Below are 22,421 nucleotides of genomic sequence, written 5' to 3'. Positions count from 1 at the left end.
ATAAATCACCCTGATTTGTTGAGAAAGGTGTTTTCATGTACTACTACAATAAAATATTTATAGTCTATACTAATGTGGTTGGTTTTTTTTTAAGATTCAGTTCGTTTTATATTAATTTATTTAGATTGGTAATTTTAGCTTCTTATTTACCTGCGGTAGTATATTGTGCTAACTTTTCCGCATCATTCAGAGATGCTGATATAAAAGAGTTTATTAATACGGTGAGTAAGAACATTAATAAAACTATAATTATAGATCCCAAGGTTCAAGGGGTAGTCAGCGTTCGTAGCTTTGAGCAATTGGATAAAGATAAGTATTATCAATTCTTTTTAAATGTACTTGATGTTTATGGGTACACAGTTGTTGAAATGCCTAATAATATATTAAAGGTCATCCCTGCAAAACGTGCAAAAAACTCCGTTGTTCCGCTGCAAAAGAATGCAGAAGAAACCCAAGGTGATGAGCTTATTAACCGAGTATTTAAACTTAAATACATTTTAGCTAAGAACTTGGCTCCATTACTTCGCCAGTTAAATGATAATACTGAGTCAGGAAGTATCATTCACTATGACCCATCAAACGTAGTGCTTATTACAGGGCGTGCAGCAGTAGTAAATCGTTTATATAGTATTATTAGTACATTAGATCAACCTGGAGATGCAGAGATTGAACTCTATCAATTGAATCATGCTATCGCCGCCGATATTATTAAATTAGTCAATCAAGTTATAAATCCAGTAAATACAACTAAAAAAGATTTATTTAATGCTGGGAAAGTCATTGCAGATGAGAGAACTAACTCAGTCTTAATCAGTGGTGATAGTCATACCAGAAAAAGAGCCATTAAAATAATAAAGAGGCTTGACCATCAACAAGATAGTTATGGCACGACTAAAGTTATTTATATGAAGTATGCACAAGCATCGAAGTTATTGGATGTATTAAATGGTGTCAGCAGTGGCGTTCAAAGTGACAATGCCAAAAAAATAGCGGGGAAGAGCAACGCTAGAAATGTGTCTATAAAGGCATATGATCAAACAAATGCTTTAGTGATTACTGCTCATCCAAAAATAATGAAAGAATTAGATCAGGTTATTGAAAAGCTAGATGTCAGACGTGCTCAGGTATTGGTCGAAGCGATTATAGTTGAAACTCAAAATGGAGAAGGACTGAATCTGGGTATTCAATGGGCTAATAAGTTTCATGGAGGGGTCAATTTTATCCAAAATCCAGATAGTATAAGAGCAAATAGCAGTAGTGAAAATCCCCTTCCTATGGTGATATCAGGATTAACAGCTGGTTTTTACAAAGGAAATTGGGATGGTCTGTTCACTGCTCTAGCAACTAATTCAAATAATAATATTCTCGCAACCCCAAGTATTGTCACTCTGGATAATATGGAGGCAGAGTTCAATGTCGGTCAAGAAGTTCCGGTGCTTACCTCTACACAAACAACGGCCACAGATAAAGTATATAACTCGATTTCGAGACAATCTGTTGGTGTTATGTTGAAAGTCAAACCACAGATAAACCAAGGCGATTCAGTTTTGCTAGAAATTCGGCAAGAAGTATCAAGTGTTGCTGACAGATCTGATGCTAATGCCAATAATTTAGGTTCGGTTTTTAATAAGAGAGTGGTTAATAATGCAGTATTGGTTAAAAGCGGTGAAACAGTTGTCGTTGGGGGACTATTAGATAAAAAATTGAATAAAGTCATAAATAAAGTTCCTTTTTTAGGTGATATTCCTTTAATAGGCCGACTATTTCAGCAGAGGAAAGAAAAGATTGAGAAAAGTAATCTGATTCTCTTTATCAGGCCGACAATACTCAGAGAGACAAGTGACTATAGCAAAGCAACAGCAGATAAATATACTGAACATAATAATTTATATTCTATAGATATAAAAGAACCGCTGGAGGTATTATCAGAAAAAATAAAAAATGATGAATTTAATTCTCTTAAAAACGATATAGTAGAGTTTTATGAAATGATAGGGGTAAAAAAATGACCCTCATAAAATCTGAATTATTGCCATTAGCGTTTAGCTGGGCCAAGGATAATGGTGTTATTTTAGTACCGGTTAAACAAGGTTACCAAATTATTTGTCGTGACTCCGCTTCTCTTGAGTCAATACTTGAAGGTAACAGAGTTGGCAATCGCCCTATTGGGCTCCAAATTGTAACTGATGATGAGTTTGACACTCAACTTGCTGCTGTATATCAGAATAGTTCAGTACAATCACATAAAATAATGAACGCTATAAGTGATGAAATTGCTATTTATTCATTTAGTAGTGAACTTCCAATTAGTGAGGATTTACTCGATAGTAATAATGAAGCTCCAGTAATAAAACTAATAAATACAATATTGGTAGAAGCTATAAAAGAATTGGCATCAGATATACACATAGAATCTTTTAGTGAGAAAGTAATTATAAGATTTCGTGTTGATGGTGTGTTAAAAAATATATTAGAGCTACAACGTAGGGTTGCGTTACTATTGGTTTCGAGAATTAAGATTATGGCAAAGTTAGATATTGCAGAGAAACGTATCCCACAAGATGGCCGTATAGCACTCAGTTTAGCAGGGCGATCATTGGATGTTCGCGTTTCGGTATTACCAGTAAATCATGGTGAGCGAGTTGTCATGCGTCTATTAGATAAGAATAGCCTTAAACTAGATCTAGAATGTTTGGGAATGTCGAAAAAAAACAGCCATATCATGAAAAAATTGGTTGTTAAACCCCATGGTATTATATTAATTGTTGGGCCTACCGGCGCAGGTAAAAGCACTACGCTCTATGCTGCGTTAATGGGAATAGACGCATGCGAAAGAAATATCATGACAGTGGAGGACCCTATTGAATTTGACATAGATAGAATTTCTCAGACACAAGTTAATTCAAAGATTGATATGACTTTTTCACGTAGCTTAAGAGCCATTCTGCGCCAAGACCCTGATGTTATTTTGATCGGTGAAATACGAGATGTAGAAACCGCACAAATAGCAGTTCAAGCTTCTTTAACTGGGCATTTAGTTTTATCAACATTGCATGCTAACAGTGCGATTGGTGCTGTCACTAGACTCAAAGATATGGGGATTGAACCATTTATGTTATCTAGTTCTTTGTTGGCTGTTTTATCTCAACGCTTAGTTCGACGATTATGTGCTGAATGCCGAGAACAGTGCCCCTACCTACAGGATACTCTGCAAATGTTGAATATTCATGATCAAATTCCTATAGAGGGATATGGATTTCGTGCGGTTGGCTGTAATAATTGTAATAAAACAGGTTATCGTGGCCGAATCGCTTTACACGAATTACTGATTATCGATAACAATTTACGTGAGGGTATTTATAAAGGGAGGAGCGAACTTGAATTAAGTAAAATAGCTAAGGGATATATACGCAGTATAGAGCAAGATGGTATTGAAAAGATAGTTGGAGGCCTCACAACAATAGAGGAAGTGATGAGGGTAAGTTTAGAAGATAAGTATGCCAAAGTTTAATTATTTAGCTATTAATAATAAAGGGGTGAAAATAAAAGGCAATATTGAAGCTGAGAATATATTAGCGGCCAGACATGTTATTTATCAAAAAAAAATGGTTTTATTAAAAATTAAAATTAAGCATGAAAGTTTGTTTTTACGCTGGGCTAAGTGTTTTAAAAAAATAAATAACATGGATCTTATTTTAATTACCAGGCAGATGTCTATTTTAGTCAATGCTTCAATCCCATTAGATGAAGCACTAGAGATAATTGAAAAGCAAAGTACGAAAAACAATGTTAATAGTGTGATTAATGAGATAAGGAAGAAAATCCTTGAAGGCCATTCGTTCTCCGATTCACTATCACAATTTCCAGTTATTTTTAATTCACTATACAGATCTATGATTGCTGCAGGTGAACTATCAGGTCATTTAGGTTTAGTACTATCTAAGCTTGCCGATCATATAGAACAGGCATATAAAGTGAAAAATAAAATAGCTCAAGCGCTAGTCTATCCTGCTATTTTAATTTTAATATCTATCGGCGTTATAATAACACTGTTATCTGTAGTAGTCCCTAATATAATTGAACAGTTTGTTTCTTATGATAAAGTATTACCATTGTCTACTAGAGTCCTAATAATGACGACTCATTGGCTTGAAGATAATATATTATTAATTACTATGCTTTTCATTATTGTTTTTTGGGGATGGTGTGGATTATCAAAAATAAAAATGATAAACATGTTCTTTTCATCTTTTTATTTGAAAACCCCGTTTTTAGGTAAGGCAATATTTATTTTAAATATATCTAGGTATTTAAGACTGATGACAATTTTGAGTTCTAATGGTGTTAATTTGATCAAGTCGATGGAAATTAGCAGTTCTGTGGTAACTAACTTATATATAAAGCAGGGGTTAGAAAATGCTGCAAAATTAGTTAGCGAAGGTGGGAGTTTGTCATCGTCTCTAGCTAATAGTAATGGATTCTCCCCTATGATTTTACATATGATTATATCTGGTGAGCGTAGCGGGACGTTAGATGTTATTTTGGAAAAAATAACAGATATTCAAGAGCAGGAATTAATTGATAATATAAATATATTTGTAATATTACTTGAGCCAGTAATAATGATTTTAATGGCCGGATTTATATTTTTTATTGTTTTGGCAATTTTTCAACCAATACTGGAAATGAATAGTTTGATTTTATAATTACTGTCTAAGGAGAACTATGAATAATATTAAATATAATGGCTTTACATTATTAGAAATGATGGTGATCGTTATTATTTTAGGCTTGCTTGCTAGTTTGACAGTACCCAGCCTAATGGAAAATAAAAGTAGGGCTGATCAGCAAAAAGCATTAAGTGACATTGCGGCGATAGAGAATGCATTGGATATGTATAAGTTGGATAATGGTTATTATCCAACTGAATCTCAAGGGGTTATTTCATTAGTTATTAAACCAACAGACCTACCGATTCCACGAATTTATCCGAGTAATGGATATATTAGACGATTACCAAAAGACCCATGGGGTAACTCATATCAGATGAAGAATCCCGGCCAATATGAAGATATCGATATATTTTCAGCTGGACCAGATAGAGAAGTCGGGACTGAAGATGATATAGGTAATTGGTTAACATCATTAGAAAAAAATGATACGAATAATGGTTTATAAATCATGAAATGCTTGGGGTTTAATAGGTGATAACTTGCGATATTGCTCTGGTTTCACATTGCTAGAATCCATACTATCGATGGCGATTTTTTCTGTTGTTGGTATCGGAATAATGGCTATTATTAGTGAACAATTACTATGGGTCAAAACACTCGAAGATAGGGTGTCGGCCTCTTGGGTTGCGGAGAATGCTTTAGCTGAAATTAAATTGAAAAGAATAGAGCAAACTGAAAGTTGGATAAAAGGAAGCGATTTTATTGTTAACAAATTATGGTATTGGCAATCAAGAGAAATAATAAATGAAACTATAGGTATTGTGACGGTTGAAGTCCGTAGCCAAGAAAATAGTAAAGTTCCTATATTTATCCTGGAAGGATATCGTGTTATTAATGAATAAACGTCCCACTCAAGGTTTTACATTATTAGAGGTTTTATTGGCTGTAATCATTTTCACTTTGATAAGTTTAACTGTTTACCAAGCTATGACTGTTGTTAGCAAAGGAAGTAGTGCAGTTAATAAAAAGTCAAAACAAGTTAATAAATTGCAGAGGGTAGTAAATACACTAGATCATCAACTTTCACATACAATGATATATGCTTATTCACACCATAATAAAAAACTTAATAATGGTATTAGGGTTGGTAAATTTTTATTGGGTAGTGATGACTTTGGCATTTACTTTTCGTGTGACATTGGCGTTAATACTGGCTTCACCTATCACATGGAATCACAAATTTTAGGGTATAGGTTAAGGAGTCATATTTTGGAAAAACTATCGTATCACTTAAATGAAGATCAACCGACAGTATCAAAAATTCTAGATGGTGTGACAGCATTTCGCATTAGAGTCTTTCATGAAAATAAATGGATAAATGAGTGGGACGAAATAGCCATTTTACCTGAAGGAATTGAGTTGATTATTGAGCTGGAAAATATAGGCACTATAAGAAAAGTTATTGTTTTATTAAATAATAATATATAACTAAGGATAATAGAGTGAAACAACGTGGTGTTGCTTTATTACTCGTTTTATCTGTCACTCTACTGATGAGTACAATGGTTTTTACTGCCTATTTTTATCTAAATGATACATTTTATTTTGTGACTAATAGTGAACGTAATAAATCTGAAAAAAAATTACTGCTGGGTTCTGAAGGTTTTTTTCTAAAAAATATAATTGAAAAAATGCCAACTAAATTACATTTTGAAGCTATCTCATCGCTATTATTAACATCGAAATCAGTTATAAAAATAAATAATAGAGATGTGCATTATAAGCTAATTGATAGAACAAACTGTTTTAATGTAAACACTCTTCGCTACAATAATAGTTATATTAATAAGGATGACTATATCTATCATTGGTTAGTGTTAAAGTATCTTTTTCAACTAAATAATATTACTTCAACAGTGCTCAATGAGTTAATAATGGATTTCAACCATGCTAGTCAATACAATTCAAAACAGAACAATATAAATAATGAACATAGCTATTCCATATTAGCTATAAGGAATGCTCTCTTAGTGGGTGACTCAATAGGCGATCTACTTAATATTAATGATGAGGATTTTTTGAAGATAATTCCATTTCTTTGCTATAGAAATGACACTAAGTTATTAATCAATGTAAACATGCTTGACGTTAATCATATCCAGTTATTACAAGCAATATTTATGAATGAAATTAGTGAAAGCGATATTACCAAAACGATATCATTTAAATATAATAATGAATTTGAAAATGTTGAGTCTTTCTTTGATTTTCTTGTAAATAATGCAACTGTTAATATAGATAAGATTAATGAAATAAGAAATATTGACGGATTGAGTTTTTTGCATAATGAATATTATTTTTCATCTATCTTTAGGTTAGAAAGCAAAGGGGGGGGGAATCAGTTAATGAGTCTTTTTCATGTAAATGAGAAAGATATTATCGTATTACAACGGAGACTTAGTTTTAGTGAAGAATATCAAGAGAGTAGATTCCCCTCGAACAACACTAGTTATTAGATTAGGAAGTCATGCAAGTGATCCCATTTACTGGTATGCCAAGATAGAAGGGGCGGAAAATGGAAAATATGGAAAACTAGATCATCATACTGAATTGAAAAGTATTTCTCTATGGTTTAATAGTGATGTGAGAATATTAATACCCGCTAGTTTTGTGATTTTTAGGCGAGTTAGAATAAAAAATAAAGAAATATTAAATAATAAAAAATCCCTTGCATTCTCTATTGAACGTTCAATTATTAGTAATATAGATGATTTCCATATAGTGACACTAAAAGTGGATAGTGCTTTTTGTTACATAGCAGCTATTGAGCATGAGTTAATGAATTTTTGGCTAGGCTGGTTAAAGGATGCGGGCATATCTGCAACGGCTATGATACCGGATGTACTAACATTACCATTTAGTGATGAAGAGTGGTTTTCAATAAAGCTGGGTAATGAATGGCTAATAAGAAACGGTGATATGTCTGGTTTTTCAATCAAGGAAGATATATTTGAAGTTTTATACCGGTCAAAGTCATTATCTCTCCCTGAAAATTTACTTAGTCACCTTGATGTTCAAACTCTTAGCTCTCATTCAACACATTATTGCGAAGTGTTACGCATTATGGCTAATAATCTTGAACATAATAATGTTAATTTATTGAGTGGAAGATACTATCGGCATAGAAAAAAAATTGCTCATAATACACCTGTGTTAAGAACTGGTTACTTGTGCTTTTTATTATCTATCGTAATGTGTTTAAATTCTTGGCTTCATAATATTGATATATTACGGGATATTCATATGTTAAATGTAGTCTTGCAGGATTTTTATACTCAATACCCAGTAATAAAAAAATATGAAAACACAGAAAGCATTAATGTTCATAAGGGAATATATAATATTCATATGATAGATCATGACTTTATTGGTTTTTTGCATATGTCGAGTGAAGTCTTTGGCAAGACTGATATCGCTATAAATAGCCTTGTTTTTGATAAAGAGAAAAATAAAATTAGCTTTAATGTAACTGCACCTAAGGGGCGAGAGATAAATTTGGCATTAAACGAAGTAGATGATGAAAATAAAAGGTTTAGTATATCTAAAGTTATTAATGATAATGGAACTAACGATATAACATTTGAATGTTGTTTATGAATTTTAAAAAAAATATTTTATATTTATTGTTGTTCAAACCGAGTTTTGTTTTTTTTATGGCATTTATTCTATTTTGTTTTGCTATGAAATCAATGTTGGAAAATGAAATTTATTTACAACAATATGATATATTAAATGATAATGTTATTAATCTATCATCTCTTGCTGAAAGGCTAAAGATGAAAAGAAATTCAAATACTGTATTTAGTAGCCATTCTAGTGGAGGTTTTAAGGATGGGTTAATAACATTGCTTAATGAAAACTCTATCGCATTCAAAATTACTGACTTACAAAAAGAGTCTATTTTAGTGAACATTGAAAGTGCTGATTCTTATCAATTTCTGAATGTATTTCTTATATTATCACAAGATGAAAGAATTGAAGTAAGTAACGTGAATATAACTATTGATAAAGATGGTGGTTATATTTCTGGCGATATTGTTTTGTTAAATAAACTATAGAAAGGTATAGAATACAATTATGACTGATATGCATTTTTTGCCCCGGCTTTCACTTTATATTTTTCTTGGATTATGTGTGGGAAGTTTTTTAAATGTTATTATTTATCGTCTTCCTATTATGCTTCTAGATACTGCTCCTGAAAATACTATAAACAAAAAAGATGCGGATGTTTTTAAACGCGGATTTAATCTGTGCCTTCCTAAATCATTTTGTTCACATTGTTATAGCCCCTTGCCGCTTAGATATAACATACCCATATTTGGTTGGTTATTTTTGCACGGTGTGACTAAATGTTGTAATCGGAGAATAAATCCTAGATACATTATTGTCGAACTATTGACAACATTCCTAACTCTGATTATTGCTTTTCTTTTTCAAGATACTTATTTAGTCTTTTGCAGTTTGTTATTAGTTTGGGTTCTTATTGTTCTGACATTTATTGATCTTAGTTACTATATTCTCCCTGATTGCATTACATTACCATTACTCTGGTGTGGGCTTGTTTTAAATATAAATAATACCTTTTCACCATTATCATTTTCCGTTCTGGGCGCAGTAATGGGATATATGTTTTTATGGCTGCCTTATTGGATATTTAAGCTATTAAAAAATATTGATAGTATGGGTTATGGTGACTTTAAGTTAATGGCAGCTTTAGGGGCTTGGTTTGGTATCACTGCCATACCTTTTCTAGTTTTAATTTCTTCTAGTCTGGGAATTATTGCCTATATACTTATTGATATATTTTCAAATGAAAAACGAAAATTTATAGCGTTTGGACCTTATATTTCGTTAGCTGGCATTGGGTATATTTTTTGGGGTGAGTATATTACGAGTTTACTATTTTAATAAATCGTTTAAGAATGCTTTCAAGTTCATGGCATTTTTTTTTGTCATCTGTTTTATGTGATTTTATTTCTTCATATCTGATCTTAGTTAGAGTTGCTATTTTAGTCCTAAACTCACGATTGTTTACCGCTTTATCTTTTTTTAGTGCCTTAATTGCTATATTGACTATTTCATTTTCATTGGGTAGGTTTTTTCTATCACATATTTCTTTTAGGAAGTGGATACCCGATGTCAGGGCCGTTACTTTTTCTATTACATCCCTATCAAATGAGTTTTTTTTATTATGTGATTCACATCCAAAAATAGTTGGTATGATTAATAAAATGACTTTGTATTTTTTTGTTTTCATATATGCCTTCTATAGAGTAAGTTTATTTTTATTACTACTTTATAAATTGTATCTTAAAGTCTATGTCTAAATAATTCACATTTTTTATTAATAATGGTTTTTTTTTGATAGATTGATAAAATCAAGTAACCGCTGTTTTTTTATGACTATTTGATTTTTATTGAAATTATTGTATTTGATTTTTTTATTTTCTTCAGTTAAGGACTAATGTTGTCATTTCTGTTACTTTCTTAAGTTATATTTAAAAGTGTGAGAAATGAAATGGATGAAATAATTCTTGGTGATATTGTTTTTACTCCGAGAAAGAGAATTATTAATAATAGAGGGTGTATTACCAAAATAAGAAACAAAGAGTCTGAAGTTTTGTCTTTGTTGTGTTCTCACTATCCGGAGGCTATTTCTCGTGAGGATATCGAGAAGAAAATATGGCTAGGAAGTTATGTTACTGACAATACATTAACTCAAACTATTAGTAACTTACGGAATGCTTTGGATGATAAAAAACATGAATTGGTTACTACAATTCCTAAAAAAGGATATAGTATTGGTATTAAACCTGATTTTACGGCCAATAATCTTGCGCCAAACTTATTAATTACTGAGGTTGATTCTGTCGATCACCTTAAAGATAAAAGTATCTATTCACCCTCGGAGTCTATTGGTTTTACTTGCAAAATTATTATTTTTATTACTTTTTGTTTTTTTTTATTGGTTTCATTCAATATGACATCTAACTATTATCAAGTGAAACTTATTGATGTGAAAAAACTGCCTATATTAGTGAATTTAGATGAAGTTCGCGATAAAGATTTTTTGTTTTCCTATAATAAAGAACCCTATGTATTTTTAAAAAAACAAAAAAATGGTGATTACACTATCTGCAAATGTCAGAGTATGGGGCTAGTATGCGAAAAAAAATAACGAAAATATTATATCTTGGAATTTTATTTAGTATTGGATTAGGATATGTATTTGGACGTTTTTACTCCTGCTTTCATCCCATGAAAGATATAGAAGGCTACTGGGCAGTCAATCATGATTTTAATAATCTAACAGAGAACTATCATGTTTGTTCAAGGGTTAGTATTATTGGAAGAGAGGTTAAATCATCTGCGGATGTATATGGTAGTGATGGTTATGTAAAAGCAAGAAGAAATATTGCTTTTAATGTGGTAGATGTTAAGGCTAATATTTTTATCGGTAAAATATTATCTCTAACAATTATAGAGGGTGAGAATCGTTATCTGGATGACCTTCTGAATACGCCCTATGCGGTAAGTCACCCTATCTTCTATCGACTGAACGAAGATATGATGTTGATAGAACAGTCCGAAGGGCATCCTGTTAATAATTTACGTTTACTGACTCGTAATGATATATAAATATATCTTTCTGTTTATTGAGATATATCTGTCCTACTTGATGGGAAATATTGTTATGCCAATCATCGTTAACTGTAATAAAAATATTCTCTCGCATTATATCGCCAGCCAAGGTGGAGCATGATGTCGAGCGTGGTGAGTTCGATGGCTGATATTTCTGCGGGTTCGCAGGCGATAGCTGAGGTTATCACCTTGATTGAATCAGTTGCTTTCCAAACCAATATTCTGGCTTTAAATGCTGCAATTGCAGCTGCTCATGCAGGTGAACACGGGCGGCGATTCTCCATTATTGCATGGGAAGTGGGGATGTTAGCGCACTGGTCATTCAGCACTGAATATTAAGCGCCTTATTGGGAACTCTTCAACTTACATTCCAGCAGGGGCCGGTTTGGTGGGTCGCTCTGGTGACAACTTACGCGCTTTTATTGACGTGGTTATAAAAGTGATGGATTTGATGATAGAAATATCTGCTGTATCACATGCACAAAGTAAAGGTATTGAGGATATAACTGCGCGGGTAGGGGCGATTAATGAAGTTACAAAACTAAATGCTGAATTAGTCGGCCAATCTACTCGCGCCTCTGAGGTTTTACAGCAACAAACTTTTCAACTCAATTAATCTGTGGCTCGCTTTTGTTTGCCAGCCACAGTACAACCTCCTCACCATATTAATAAGGCGGTCGCAGTTAGTTTTTAATGTGCCGTAATACTTTTTAACAACTCACCCCAGCCAGACGGATTTCCATAATATTCATTTGCAGGCAGGGGCGTTATTTTCCCTTGTTCGTCTTCCAGTACAAAAGTAGGGAAGCCGTGTCCATGTACTTTAGCCAGTAATGCTCGGCTTTCAGCAATATGCTGGCTGGATGTTGTTAAAGCGCTATTGTAGGCGTTTATAAATGAATCCTTATCTAGCCCAAGTTCCACAGCAAGTTCCGTTAACACAGGAGTATCTGCAATGCGGCGGCCTTCAACATAATGAGCGTGTTGGATGCGGTGCAGTAGTTCTGCACCCCGGCCTGCAAATGCCTCCGATGCCAGAATAGCGGCGATCGGCGGTGTGGAATCCATAATAACTGAAGTATCTTTCAGTAAATTATTAAAGTAATCATCACCAAAAATTTGCCCGGTTAGCTGTGAAATGCGTTGGTCATGGGGCATAACATAGCTACGCCATTGGCTATCTATTTGGCGACGATTAACTCCTGACATCATTCCACCACCGTGCAATACCAGAGTGAGATTAGGAATATTTTGTGCAGCTTGTACCAGCGGCGCGGCACCATAACACCAGCCACATAATGGATCAAAAATGTAATGTAACTTTGTACCGGCCATTGTGTTTTCCTAAAATTATATTTTCTGATGAGCTTATTCAGTGACAATTAATGTTAATGGCTTTTATTGCGGCCATTTCATTTCGTTTTTAAGCACCTTGGCGCTTAATTCCAAACTAGATTCATCTTTCAGTTCAGGGTAATGTTTTTTCATCGCTGCAATGAGTTCAGCTGAGTCTTTTGCTTTAGGAATTTCTGCATTTAACGTCGTTAAATAACGTTGAGTAAAGGTCACTGATTCTAATGTTTGTGGTGCGTTATCAAGATAATGCCCTGGAACCACGGTGACTGGTTTCAATGCTTTGATTTTATCTAGTGTTGTCAGCCAGTTTTGGCGTGACTCAGTTGTTTGAGTATCAGCGACCCATAAATGAATATTACCCGAGACGGCAACACCACCAACGACCGCTTTTAATGATGGGATCCAGACAAATGTTTTTTCTGGCGATGGCCCATCTAAGCCTTCAATATTAATTTCCTGTCCATCAACCGTAAAACTTTTGCCTTGCAGCTCTTGCGGGACAATGACACGGATAGGGGCCTTTTCTTTCAAAATCGGGCCCCAATAGGCCATTTTCCCGTCTTTGGTGGCTTTAATTTCTTCAATGGTTTGCGGGGTTGCGATCACTTTAGCTTGTGGAAAAGCCTTGGTAATCACATCCAGGCCGAAATAGAAGTCAGGATCTGCCTGGCTGATATAAATAGTGGTCAGTTTCTTACCACTTTGCTGAATTTTCTTCACCAGAGCTTCGGCATCATTGCGCTGAAATTGAGTATCAATCAGCACCACTTCAGTTTTTCCGCTGATAATTTCAGACGATACCGGGAAGATGCTTTTTTCACCGGGGTTATAAACTTCCATTTTGAGCTGTTCAGCTGCATTAGCGGTTGATACAGCAGCGAAAGTTGTCAGGCCAGCAAAGGCCATTTGTAATAGAGTTTTATTTAACATGTTCATTTTCCTGAGAGTGACTGGGGTATGGGCTAGATAATAGATTGCTTATATCGATAGAAAAACCCGATAATAGGTAATTGTTTGTTGCTTAAATCGAGCTAATAATGGATAGGATTACCGCAGCAGAGGTGTTTGTCGCTATTGTTGAGCGGGGCAGTATGATTGCCGCTGCCGAGACTTTGGATATGTCGCGGGCCATGGTGACACGCTATTTGGCGCAGATGGAGCAATGGGCCGGAGCACGTTTATTGCACCGCACAACTCGAAAATTGAGTCTGACTCATGCTGGGGAGTCCACACTCACGCGTTGCCGACATATGCTTGAATTTGCTAAAGATATGGATTTAGTTGAGGGGCAAGAAAATGATGAACTGCGCGGTTTGTTGCGTATCAGTTGCTCTCAATCGCTAGGACAAAATGCAGTGGCGATCGCCGTTACTGAGTATTTACGCCGTCATCCTCAGGTCGCAGTGGATTTACAAATGAATAACCGAACTGTCAATTTGGTGGAGGAACGTATTGATTTGGCACTGCGTATTACCAATGATTTAGATCCCAATTTAATCGCTCGTCCGCTCTCCATTTGCCATTCGGTGGTTTGCGCTTCGCCGAGTTATTTATCTGCTAAAGGAACGCCGAAAATCCCATCTGACTTGGCAGTTCACAACTGCCTGACCTATTCCTATTTTGGTAAAAGTTTATGGCATTTTGATCAACAAGGAATTAAATCATCTGTTGCGGTCGGGGGGAATCTCAGTGCCAATGAATCGGTTGTTTTGCTCAGCGCAGCATTAGAAGGTGCCGGTATCACTTTGCAACCCTGCTACTCCGCCGCGCCTTATATTGCCCGTGGTGAGCTAATAAGATTATTGCCAGATTATCAACCACAGGCGATGGGAATTTATGGAATCTATACCTCACGTCGGCAAATGCCAGCGACATTAAGGTCGATGTTGGACTTTTTGGTGGAGTGGTTTGCCACTCATCCCCTGCCTAACTGAAACTACAGCGGTGTTAGCTGCGCGGTTACATTCTCAAACATATTTTTATTGTTGGCGATGTGTCTAAATCATTATTTATTTCATTTGGTTATCGCTAAAAATGATAAATTATTACTTATCAGGCTAGTTATAACTCTGTTCATTACTGGTCATCATTCCTCAACTCATGTTATTTCTATCTATGCCCGTCATGTTGAAGTTGATTGGGTATGGCAAGTTGAGAAATTAAACAATTATAAATAATAGGGTTATTGCTGCATTATTCGGCAATTGGCCGCTTTCTTTTGCCTTTTTTCTACTTACTGCTACATGTCGGTTAATTATTACTGGCAACAATTTGATCTGCCTGTGACCTACGACGGGGAGATATTATCTGACTGGGAGCTTTGATTATGCCTGTTGCGCTCTTGGCATTAGCACTGAGTGCTTTTGCTATTGGTACCACTGAATTTGTCATTATGGGATTGTTGCCGCAGGTGGCGGGTGATTTGCACATCTCGATTCCAACTGCAGGTTGGTTAATCAGTGGCTATGCGCTGGGGGTGGCTATCGGCGCACCTATCATGGCGGTTTTGACGGCTAAGTTACCGCGTAAAAAGACATTATTGTTATTAATGGTTATCTTTATCATTGGTAACCTGATGTGTGCACTGGCATACAGTTATGATTTCCTGATGTTAGCCAGGGTCATTACCGCGCTGAGCCACGGGGCCTTTTTTGGTATTGGTGCTGTGGTGGCTTCTAATCTGGTGGCCCCCAATAGACGGGCGTCTGCGGTGGCGCTGATGTTTACCGGCCTGACACTGGCGAATGTGTTGGGCGTCCCCTTGGGAACCGCTTTGGGGCAAGCTTTCGGCTGGCGTTCGACATTTTGGGTCGTCTCGGTCATCGGCTTATTCTCACTGGCAACACTTTATAGCAAGCTGCCTTCTTCTCAGGAGGAAGCGCCGACCGAGTTACGCAAAGAGATTGTGGCGCTGCGCGGTGGCGGTATCTGGTTATCTTTGCTGATGACGGTCTTTTTTGCTGCGGCGATGTTCGCCCTCTTTACTTATATTGCGCCAATTCTAACTGAAGTGACTCAGGTTTCTGAGCACGGTATCAGTTGGACATTGTTGTTGATGGGGGTGGGTCTGACATTGGGCAATATTGTTGGTGGGCGGTTAGCTGATTGGCGATTATCGGTAAGCCTGACCATGACGTTCTTGCTCATCGCGATTTTTTCAGCCCTCTTTAGCTGGACAAGTAACTCATTCTTGGCGGCGGAAGTGACCTTATTCTTGTGGTCAGCTGCGGCATTCTCAGCCGTGCCAGCTTTGCAAATTAACGTCGTCACTTACGGCAAAAAAGCCCCTAATTTGGTATCAACCCTCAATATTGCGGCCTTTAATGTTGGTAATGCTTTAGGGGCGTGGGTTGGGGGTGTGGTGATCGCCAAAGGGCTGGGATTGACGGCCGTTCCGCTGGCCGCCGCCGGACTCGCAGTGATTGGTTTGCTGCTGTGTCTGTTTACTTTCTCTCGGGCGCGTGCCAGTAAGGTCACCGCCGCTTAATTAACCGCTTAATACTGTTGGGCAATCACCGCGGCCAGACGTTGTTGGAAGGTGATTGCCTGTTGTTTCAGATGCTCGATAAAGGTCTCCACCAGAGTTGATGATGGGCGATGCATTGGCTGTATCAAGCTGATAGTAAAGGGAATTTCAACACTGAATGGCCGTATGCAAACGCCGTCAGCGGCCCCTTTGCCGATATAATCCAGCGCGGTTAATGGGTTAACAATGGAGACCCCCACCCCCTCCCGCACCATGGCGCAAACTGATGCCGCGCTGTGAGTTTCCAAAACTAATCTTCGATTAATACCTTGTTCCATAAAGAGATTGTCCAACAATTGGCGATAACTGTCGGTGACTGACAGGCTGATAAAATTCTCGCCCTGGAAATCTTGCGGTGTGAGAACCCTTTTTTCCCGCAACGGGTGATCATTGGGTAATACACAAACTTCATTCACCGTCATCAGCGCATGACGCACCGTGCCTGCTGGGGTCTGCGTATTTTCTGTCAGGCCGAGGTCGTGCCGCTGGGCTGAAAGCCATTCTTCCAATAAAGGTGATTCTTGCGGAATAACACTGAGGCTAACTTCCGGATAGCGGTCAATAAAGGGTTTGCACACTGCCGGTAGCAGTGATTGAGAAAATACCGGCAGGCAAGCAATAGAAAGCTGTGCATGTTGGAATTGGCGGATTCCCTCGGCGGCTTGTTTAATACGATCAAGCCCATAATAAGAGCGCTGAACCTCTTCAAATAAGCGCAAACCTTGCACTGTGGGATACAACCGCCCGCGCACTCGATCAAACAGCTTTAACTGGACTAATTGCTCAAAACGAGCCAATTCACGGCTGACGGTCGGTTGTGATGTCTGGAGCAATAATGCGGCTTCAGTCAGATTACCGGTGGTCATAACAGCATGAAAAATTTCTATTTGTCGTAGAGAAATAGCGGGCATCACAGCGCTCCGGCGGTGGTGTAAAAATCATCTAATCCATATCATAAATGAATAGACTAAGGGTAAATAGATATTTTCCTCACCGCCACTCTGTCGTTAATAATAAGTCATCCGCGAAATCCTTATTTTCGCCCCCTATATTGACCATCCATTATTAGGACATACCTATGCCGCGCGCACTTAACGATATTTCTACGGCACTGACTGCCCAAAATCTGATTGCTTTACCAGAGCGTTTTGGTTGCCCGGTTTGGGCCTATGATGGTGAAATCATTACTCAAAAAATCAATCAATTGCGTCATTTTGATGTCATTCGTTTTGCTCAGAAAGCCTGTTCAAATATTCATATTTTGCGGTTGATGCGTGAGCAAGGGGTCAAAGTTGACTCGGTATCACTGGGCGAGATAGAACGCGCATTACAGGCTGGTTTCCAGCCGGGACAGGAACCTGCTGAGATTGTCTTTACTGCCGATTTGCTGGATCAGGCCACATTATTGCGAGTGACGGAATTAAACATCCCGGTGAATGCTGGCTCCATCGATATGCTTGATCAACTGGGGCAGCATGCGCCCGGCCACCCTGTCTGGCTGCGGGTCAATCCGGGGTTCGGCCATGGACACAGTCAGAAAACCAATACCGGCGGTGAAAACAGTAAACACGGTATTTGGCATGAAGATTTGCCGCAAGCCATTGAGAAAATTCAGCAATATGGTTTAACGCTGGTGGGCATCCATATGCATATTGGCTCCGGTGTTGATTATCAGCATTTGGAACAAGTTTGTGATGCTATGGTGCAGCAGGTTATCGCGCTTGGGCAAGATATCAGCGCTATTTCGGCTGGTGGCGGGTTATCTATTCCGTACCAATTTGGTGATGATGAGATTGATACCGAACATTATTATGGTTTATGGAATCACGCTCGCGAGAAAATTGCCGCCCATTTGGGCCATGCTGTCAGTCTTGAAATTGAACCCGGCCGCTTCCTGGTGGCCGAGTCCGGTGTGCTAATCGCGCAAGTTCGGGCGGTGAAAAATATGGGCCGCCGACACTATGTTTTGGTGGATGCGGGCTTTAATGATTTGATGCGGCCGGCCATGTATGGCAGTTACCATCATATTTCGTTGCTACCTGCCGATGGGCGCTCACTAGCGGGCGAGCCACTGCTTGATACTGTGGTCGCTGGCCCGCTTTGCGAGTCTGGGGATGTGTTTACTCAAGAAGCCGGTGGTGGGTTAGAAACCCGTGCATTACCTACCGCCAAAATTGGCGACTATTTGGTATTCCATGATACCGGGGCTTATGGCGCATCAATGTCTTCTAACTACAATAGCCGCCCATTATTACCAGAAGTTTTGTTCGAGCAGGGGCAGCCGCGTTTAATTCGCCGCCGCCAAACCATCGAAGAACTTATTGCATTAGAGCTGATTTAATCATAGTGACCCAATGCCTCACTCATCTGCCAGTGGGGAGTTAATATTAGTTTGTGGGCTAGCGACTGAATGGCGGCGCACCAGTGTTGGGCTGAACATATTAGTGATTTCGGGCAGTGGCGTGTTATTGGCGAGCGCCAATGCTAATTCTGCCGCCTGAGTTGCCATCGCTACCACCGGATAGCGAATGGTGGTCAGGCGAGGGCGCAAATAACGCGAGATCAACACATCGTCAAAACCGATCAGTGAGATCTCTTGCGGCACCTCGATACTGTTATCACTGAGCACGGATAATGCTCCAGCCGCCATCGAATCATTGTAACAGGTGACCGCGGTGAAGTGTTTGCCGCGGCCAAGTAGCTCGGTCATGGCTTGCTCACCGCCGATTTCATCTGGCGTACTGTAGGAAATTAAGCGGTCGTCAACCGGCAGACCAAACTCTTCCAGTGCATCCAGATAACCTTGCAGCCGATCAATAGCATCTGAAATCTGATGATTGGAGCAAATAATCGCAATCCGTTTATGACCTTGTTGAATCAGATGGCGGGTTGCCAGCCAGGCACCGTAACGATCATCTAATGCGACACAGCGAGCTTCAAAACCGGGTAAAGTGCGGTTAATCAACACCATACCGGGAATTTGCTGCATTAATGATGTCAATTCCTCATCGGATAATTTTTTGGCATGGACGACCAGCGCGGCACAGCGATGGCGGATCAGTTGTTCGATAGCCTGGCGCTCTTTTTCCTCTTCATGGTAACCGTTTCCAATCAATAGAAAATTACCGGTGGCATAAGCCACTTGCTCGACGGCTTTGACCATTGAGCCAAAGAAGGGGTCGGATACATCAGAGACAATCATACCGACGGTTTCTGTTGATTGTTGCGCCAGCGCCCGAGCATTGGCATTCGGGTGATATTGCAACTGCTCCATAGCGTCACATACCGCTTTTCTTGATGTTTCACTGGCCTTGGGCGAATTATTGATAACACGAGATACCGTCGCGACGGAAACACCCGCCAGCTTGGCAACATCCTTAATAGTGGCCATTTTTCTTCCAGAAATTTTCAGGGTAATCGCTTACATCGCCCAGTTTTGCGGAAAACAGGGCGCTCCGCAAGGGGGGATGATCGCAACTTAGTGAGAAAAAAGCGCAGCATCGAAAATTAGGAACATTACCCCCGGATGGGCGACAAAAAAAGTCACATCGCCAGACAGCGAACAAAAAAAACATCAGTACCTGCTTAGTCCAAAACATTTAGGTTTAGTCAAAATTGTGCTTTGGGTTTACTGCTGGGTAAATGTTACTTTTATGATCTATTTAATTGTTTGAGATAGCTATGTCCATCACCCGTTACCCCCAGCTTGCCCACTGGGGCGCATACACCGCCGTCGTTGAGGATGGCAAATTAATTCGCTGCGAACCTTTTGCCGATGACTCCAATCCGTCACCCTTGCTGGATTCCATTGTCCCAATGGTCTATTCCGACAGACGTATCCGCAAACCCGCAGTACGTCGCTCGTGGTTACAGCACCGGGAAAAAAGTGACCGCACTTTGCGTGGACGGGAAGATTTTGTTGAGGTGGATTGGGATGTTGCACTGGATTTAGTCGCAGCAGAGAATCGCCGTGTGAGGGACAAATATGGCCCATCAGGGCTATTTACCGGTTCCTATGGCTGGTCTTCTGCTGGGCGTTTACATCACGCTCGCTCATTAGTTCGGCGTTTCTATTTCGGTGGCGGTGGGGGGGTTGATCAACTTGGTAACTACAGTTGGGGTTCGGCGCAGTTTTTCTTACCCTATGTGATAGGGACTTTTAGCCCACTGACCGGCAGAGTGACGTCTTGGCCGAGTGTGGTCGAGCACTGCGAGCTGTTTATCGCCTTTGGTGGATTAGCCTTGAAAAATGCTCAGGTATCCTCTGGCGGTTCAGCGGAGCACTCATTAAAACCCTGGCTGGAGAAATTGGCAAAAAAAGGGACGCCGGTGATTAACATCAGCCCGATGCGCGATGACTGCCCAGACTTTGTTAATGCGGAATGGATACCCATTCGCCCGAATACCGATGTGGCATTGATGCTGGCGCTGGCATATGAAATTCAGCGGGTTGGGGGAGAAGACCGTGCTTTTCTGGCTAGCCACTGTGTGGGCTATGAGCAATTAGCCGATTACATTCGTGGAGTGAGTGATGGAGTCGCGAAAACGCCAGACTGGGCCAGTGAAATCACCGGCATTCCGGCGGCAAGAATAAGTCAGTTAGCACAGCAACTTATTGGTGTGCGTAGCTTTATGACTTGCTCCTATTCAGTTCAGCGCGCACACCGTGGTGAACAACCTTACTGGATGGTAATCGCGTTATCCGCCATGTTAGGGCAAGTGGGCTTGCCTGGTGGCGGTTTCTCATTTGGTCACGGCTCAATGAATGGCGTGGGTAACCCCAGAATTGATACCCCAGGGCCAACTATGTCGGTGGGGAAAAATCCATCTGGGCTGGCGATCCCCGTGGCGCGGATTTGTGACATGTTGCTGCAACCGGGGCAACCTTATCAATTTCAGGGCGAAACTCATACCTACCCCGACATTCATCTGGTGCACTGGGCGGGTGGCAACCCTTTCCATCATCATCAGCAATTAAACCGGCTGGTGGAGGGCTGGCAAAAGCCGGATACCGTGATTGTGCAGGATATCTGGTGGACACCCGCGGCTAAAATGGCCGATATCGTGTTGCCGGTGACCAGTTCGCTGGAGCGCAATGATATTGGTGGCTCGTCTCGAGACCGCTATGTCTTGGCGATGCATCAGGCCATTGCCCCGCAGCATCAAGCCCGACACGATTTCGATATTTTTGCTGATTTGGCTGAGCGGCTCGGTTATCGCGACACCTTTACTGAGGGGCGCGATGAAATGACGTGGATCAAGCATATCTATCAAGAATGTGGTGCCGCGCAACAGCCTCATGGGGTGGAATGGCCTGATTTCGATACTTTCTGGCAACGGGGGCATGTGGATTTACCGGCTCCACAGAAAGAGTTTGTTTTCTTTGATGCTTTCCGATCTGATCCGCAGGTTAATCCACTGCAGACGCCGAGTGGTAAAATTGAGCTATTCAGTGAAAAAATCGCCAGTTATCAATATGATGATTTTGCTCCGCATGCACAATGGAAGCCCCCTATTGAATGGCTGGGCGCACCGCAGGCGGAACAATGGCCGCTGCATTTGATCTCTATCCAGCCGAGTGACCGTTTGCACAGCCAGCTTGATCCGGCCCCTTTGGCGCAGGGGAATAAAACTGCAGGGCGCGAAACTCTTTATATGCATCCGCAGGATGCGGCCAGCCGTGCAATAACTGAGGGCAGCCAGGTGAAAGTGAGTAACTTACGCGGTAATTGTCTGGCGGGGGTGCGCATTACTGATGGTGTGACTCGTGGCGTAGTGCTGATGGCTACAGGGGCATGGTTTGACCCCGGCTTTGGTAGTCAGCAACCTATTGATAGCCAAAAACCTATTGATAGTCAACAACATCAGGTTGAGCAATCCGGTAACCCGAATGTCCTGACATTGGATATTGGGACTTCTCGTTTGACGCAAGGCCCGAATGCGATGAGTTGCCTGGTTGAGGTGGCGCTGTACTAATGCGCAGAATGTACCCTAATGAATTACAAAACTTTTCGGCTTACTCACAATGTTCACTCCTGGTTACACTTTGCACGTAAATGTTGCGATTGCTTGCTGGCTGAGGGTTCGCAGAAACAGATACAGTAGTGATCCCAGAGGTATTAATTGGTGAATAATCAACATACGCTGTATGTTAAAGCCAGTTT

Annotated in this window: 21 protein-coding genes and 2 pseudogenes; 18 read left to right on the top strand and 5 right to left on the bottom strand. The window is 39.7% G+C overall.

Going from position 1 to position 22,421, the window contains the following annotated elements:
• Positions 1–35 precede the first annotated feature (35 nt).
• From gspD to DXZ79_RS15900, 11 genes and pseudogenes are all read left to right on the top strand, one after another.
• Positions 36–2,009 (top strand): type II secretion system secretin GspD, encoded by a 1,974-nt coding sequence (gene gspD / locus DXZ79_RS15945; protein ID WP_244942292.1) that lies wholly within the window; start codon positions 36–38, stop codon positions 2,007–2,009.
• Positions 2,006–3,511, top strand: coding sequence for a type II secretion system ATPase GspE (gene gspE / locus DXZ79_RS15940; protein ID WP_038631139.1), 1,506 nt, complete (start codon positions 2,006–2,008; stop codon positions 3,509–3,511). Before gspD ends, gspE begins: the two co-directional genes overlap by 4 nt.
• Positions 3,498–4,706 (top strand): type II secretion system F family protein, encoded by a 1,209-nt coding sequence (locus DXZ79_RS15935; protein ID WP_120011443.1) that lies wholly within the window; start codon positions 3,498–3,500, stop codon positions 4,704–4,706. Before gspE ends, DXZ79_RS15935 begins: the two co-directional genes overlap by 14 nt.
• Positions 4,707–4,725: 19 nt before the next feature.
• Positions 4,726–5,178 carry a type II secretion system major pseudopilin GspG gene (gene gspG, locus DXZ79_RS15930; protein WP_120011442.1) on the top strand — a complete coding sequence of 151 codons (453 nt, stop codon included), beginning with the start codon at positions 4,726–4,728 and terminating at the stop codon, positions 5,176–5,178.
• A gap of 34 nt (positions 5,179–5,212) precedes the next feature.
• A pseudogene (locus DXZ79_RS21340) lies at positions 5,213–5,257 on the top strand (hypothetical protein); the annotation flags it as partial.
• A complete protein-coding gene (locus DXZ79_RS15925) occupies positions 5,258–5,575 on the top strand; it encodes a type II secretion system protein GspI (RefSeq protein ID WP_244942291.1) in 318 nt (105 codons plus the stop codon). It abuts the pseudogene before it with no gap.
• The gene (gspJ, locus tag DXZ79_RS15920) at positions 5,568–6,161 is read left to right on the top strand and encodes a type II secretion system minor pseudopilin GspJ (protein WP_120011440.1); all 594 of its coding nucleotides are present in this window, start codon (positions 5,568–5,570) and stop codon (positions 6,159–6,161) included. Before DXZ79_RS15925 ends, gspJ begins: the two co-directional genes overlap by 8 nt.
• A gap of 14 nt (positions 6,162–6,175) precedes the next feature.
• Complete coding sequence (locus tag DXZ79_RS15915; RefSeq protein ID WP_120011439.1) at positions 6,176–7,189, top strand: type II secretion system protein GspK; 1,014 nt, start codon at positions 6,176–6,178, stop codon at positions 7,187–7,189.
• The gene (gene gspL, locus DXZ79_RS15910) at positions 7,140–8,330 is read left to right on the top strand and encodes a type II secretion system protein GspL (protein ID WP_244942290.1); all 1,191 of its coding nucleotides are present in this window, start codon (positions 7,140–7,142) and stop codon (positions 8,328–8,330) included. Before DXZ79_RS15915 ends, gspL begins: the two co-directional genes overlap by 50 nt.
• The gene (locus DXZ79_RS15905) at positions 8,327–8,791 is read left to right on the top strand and encodes a hypothetical protein (protein ID WP_144242875.1); all 465 of its coding nucleotides are present in this window, start codon (positions 8,327–8,329) and stop codon (positions 8,789–8,791) included. The genes gspL and DXZ79_RS15905 overlap by 4 nt, the downstream gene beginning before the upstream one ends.
• A 19-nt stretch (positions 8,792–8,810) precedes the next feature.
• Complete coding sequence (locus DXZ79_RS15900) at positions 8,811–9,641, top strand: prepilin peptidase (protein ID WP_120011437.1); 831 nt, start codon at positions 8,811–8,813, stop codon at positions 9,639–9,641.
• Here the strand turns inward: DXZ79_RS15900 and gspS are convergent.
• On the bottom strand, positions 9,622–9,990 hold the full coding sequence (gene gspS, locus DXZ79_RS15895; protein ID WP_038631152.1) for a type II secretion system pilot lipoprotein GspS: 369 nt from the start codon (positions 9,988–9,990) through the stop codon (positions 9,622–9,624). The two genes, DXZ79_RS15900 and gspS, sit on opposite strands and share 20 nt — an antisense overlap.
• Positions 9,991–10,251: 261 nt before the next feature.
• Here gspS and DXZ79_RS15890 point away from each other — a divergent pair, with 261 nt between their 5' ends.
• From DXZ79_RS15890 to DXZ79_RS21145, 3 genes and pseudogenes are all read left to right on the top strand, one after another.
• Positions 10,252–10,911 carry a winged helix-turn-helix domain-containing protein gene (locus tag DXZ79_RS15890; protein WP_042562466.1) on the top strand — a complete coding sequence of 220 codons (660 nt, stop codon included), beginning with the start codon at positions 10,252–10,254 and terminating at the stop codon, positions 10,909–10,911.
• Positions 10,896–11,372, top strand: coding sequence for a hypothetical protein (locus DXZ79_RS15885; RefSeq protein ID WP_038631154.1), 477 nt, complete (start codon positions 10,896–10,898; stop codon positions 11,370–11,372). The genes DXZ79_RS15890 and DXZ79_RS15885 overlap by 16 nt, the downstream gene beginning before the upstream one ends.
• A 103-nt stretch (positions 11,373–11,475) precedes the next feature.
• Positions 11,476–12,069, top strand: a pseudogene (locus DXZ79_RS21145) (methyl-accepting chemotaxis protein); the annotation flags it as partial.
• Here the strand turns inward: DXZ79_RS21145 and DXZ79_RS15875 are convergent.
• Both DXZ79_RS15875 and DXZ79_RS15870 read right to left on the bottom strand, forming a co-directional pair.
• Positions 12,066–12,710 (bottom strand): DsbA family protein, encoded by a 645-nt coding sequence (locus DXZ79_RS15875; RefSeq protein WP_038631155.1) that lies wholly within the window; start codon positions 12,708–12,710, stop codon positions 12,066–12,068. The pseudogene DXZ79_RS21145 and the gene DXZ79_RS15875 overlap by 4 nt on opposite strands.
• Positions 12,711–12,773: 63 nt before the next feature.
• A complete protein-coding gene (locus DXZ79_RS15870; protein WP_120011436.1) occupies positions 12,774–13,661 on the bottom strand; it encodes an MBL fold metallo-hydrolase in 888 nt (295 codons plus the stop codon).
• Positions 13,662–13,768: 107 nt separating this feature from the next.
• Here DXZ79_RS15870 and DXZ79_RS15865 point away from each other — a divergent pair, with 107 nt between their 5' ends.
• Together DXZ79_RS15865 and DXZ79_RS15860 are read left to right on the top strand one after the other, a co-directional pair.
• Positions 13,769–14,665: a LysR family transcriptional regulator gene (locus DXZ79_RS15865; RefSeq protein ID WP_038631159.1), complete on the top strand. Its 897-nt coding sequence runs from the start codon at positions 13,769–13,771 to the stop codon at positions 14,663–14,665.
• A gap of 392 nt (positions 14,666–15,057) precedes the next feature.
• Positions 15,058–16,218 carry an MFS transporter gene (locus DXZ79_RS15860; protein WP_120011435.1) on the top strand — a complete coding sequence of 387 codons (1,161 nt, stop codon included), beginning with the start codon at positions 15,058–15,060 and terminating at the stop codon, positions 16,216–16,218.
• A gap of 8 nt (positions 16,219–16,226) precedes the next feature.
• On the opposite strand, the gene DXZ79_RS15855 is transcribed toward DXZ79_RS15860, so the two are convergent.
• Complete coding sequence (locus DXZ79_RS15855) at positions 16,227–17,168, bottom strand: LysR family transcriptional regulator (protein ID WP_038631163.1); 942 nt, start codon at positions 17,166–17,168, stop codon at positions 16,227–16,229.
• A gap of 167 nt (positions 17,169–17,335) precedes the next feature.
• On the opposite strand from DXZ79_RS15855, the gene lysA reads away from it, so the two are divergent.
• Entirely contained in the window at positions 17,336–18,598 is a 1,263-nt protein-coding gene (gene lysA, locus DXZ79_RS15850) for a diaminopimelate decarboxylase (protein ID WP_120011434.1), read from the top strand.
• Between the two features lie 18 nt (positions 18,599–18,616).
• On the opposite strand, the gene galR is transcribed toward lysA, so the two are convergent.
• Positions 18,617–19,648: an HTH-type transcriptional regulator GalR gene (gene galR, locus DXZ79_RS15845; RefSeq protein ID WP_038631166.1), complete on the bottom strand. Its 1,032-nt coding sequence runs from the start codon at positions 19,646–19,648 to the stop codon at positions 18,617–18,619.
• A gap of 290 nt (positions 19,649–19,938) precedes the next feature.
• Between galR and DXZ79_RS15840 the strand changes: the two genes are divergently transcribed.
• Positions 19,939–22,233, top strand: a complete 2,295-nt coding sequence (locus tag DXZ79_RS15840) for a molybdopterin guanine dinucleotide-containing S/N-oxide reductase (protein WP_042562465.1) — start codon at positions 19,939–19,941, stop codon at positions 22,231–22,233.
• The last annotated feature ends 188 nt before the right edge of the window (positions 22,234–22,421 follow it).

Source organism: Yersinia rochesterensis, assembly GCF_003600645.1.
Taxonomy (GTDB): domain Bacteria; phylum Pseudomonadota; class Gammaproteobacteria; order Enterobacterales; family Enterobacteriaceae; genus Yersinia; species Yersinia rochesterensis.
The sequence above is the reverse complement of the archived record's forward strand: the minus strand, read 5'-3'. Positions and strand labels throughout refer to the sequence as shown.

Bases quoted from the DNA above. Each gene is read 5' to 3' on its own strand.
- DXZ79_RS15860 (WP_120011435.1), top strand. From the start codon at position 15,058: ATGCCTGTTGCGCTCTTGGCATTAGCACTGAGTGCTTTTGCTATTGGT.
- gspG (WP_120011442.1), top strand. From the start codon at position 4,726: ATGAATAATATTAAATATAATGGCTTTACATTATTAGAAATGATGGTG.
- gspJ (WP_120011440.1), top strand. From the start codon at position 5,568: ATGAATAAACGTCCCACTCAAGGTTTTACATTATTAGAGGTTTTATTG.
- gspE (WP_038631139.1), top strand. From the start codon at position 2,006: ATGACCCTCATAAAATCTGAATTATTGCCATTAGCGTTTAGCTGGGCC.
- gspD (WP_244942292.1), top strand. From the start codon at position 36: ATGTACTACTACAATAAAATATTTATAGTCTATACTAATGTGGTTGGT.
- galR (WP_038631166.1), bottom strand. From the start codon at position 19,648: ATGGCCACTATTAAGGATGTTGCCAAGCTGGCGGGTGTTTCCGTCGCG.
- lysA (WP_120011434.1), top strand. From the start codon at position 17,336: ATGCCGCGCGCACTTAACGATATTTCTACGGCACTGACTGCCCAAAAT.
- DXZ79_RS15875 (WP_038631155.1), bottom strand. From the start codon at position 12,710: ATGGCCGGTACAAAGTTACATTACATTTTTGATCCATTATGTGGCTGG.
- DXZ79_RS15865 (WP_038631159.1), top strand. From the start codon at position 13,769: ATGGATAGGATTACCGCAGCAGAGGTGTTTGTCGCTATTGTTGAGCGG.
- gspS (WP_038631152.1), bottom strand. From the start codon at position 9,990: ATGAAAACAAAAAAATACAAAGTCATTTTATTAATCATACCAACTATT.
- DXZ79_RS15855 (WP_038631163.1), bottom strand. From the start codon at position 17,168: ATGCCCGCTATTTCTCTACGACAAATAGAAATTTTTCATGCTGTTATG.
- DXZ79_RS15890 (WP_042562466.1), top strand. From the start codon at position 10,252: ATGGATGAAATAATTCTTGGTGATATTGTTTTTACTCCGAGAAAGAGA.
- DXZ79_RS15900 (WP_120011437.1), top strand. From the start codon at position 8,811: ATGACTGATATGCATTTTTTGCCCCGGCTTTCACTTTATATTTTTCTT.
- DXZ79_RS15935 (WP_120011443.1), top strand. From the start codon at position 3,498: ATGCCAAAGTTTAATTATTTAGCTATTAATAATAAAGGGGTGAAAATA.
- DXZ79_RS15840 (WP_042562465.1), top strand. From the start codon at position 19,939: ATGTCCATCACCCGTTACCCCCAGCTTGCCCACTGGGGCGCATACACC.
- DXZ79_RS15925 (WP_244942291.1), top strand. From the start codon at position 5,258: ATGGCGATTTTTTCTGTTGTTGGTATCGGAATAATGGCTATTATTAGT.
- DXZ79_RS15905 (WP_144242875.1), top strand. From the start codon at position 8,327: ATGAATTTTAAAAAAAATATTTTATATTTATTGTTGTTCAAACCGAGT.
- DXZ79_RS15885 (WP_038631154.1), top strand. From the start codon at position 10,896: ATGCGAAAAAAAATAACGAAAATATTATATCTTGGAATTTTATTTAGT.
- DXZ79_RS15870 (WP_120011436.1), bottom strand. From the start codon at position 13,661: ATGTTAAATAAAACTCTATTACAAATGGCCTTTGCTGGCCTGACAACT.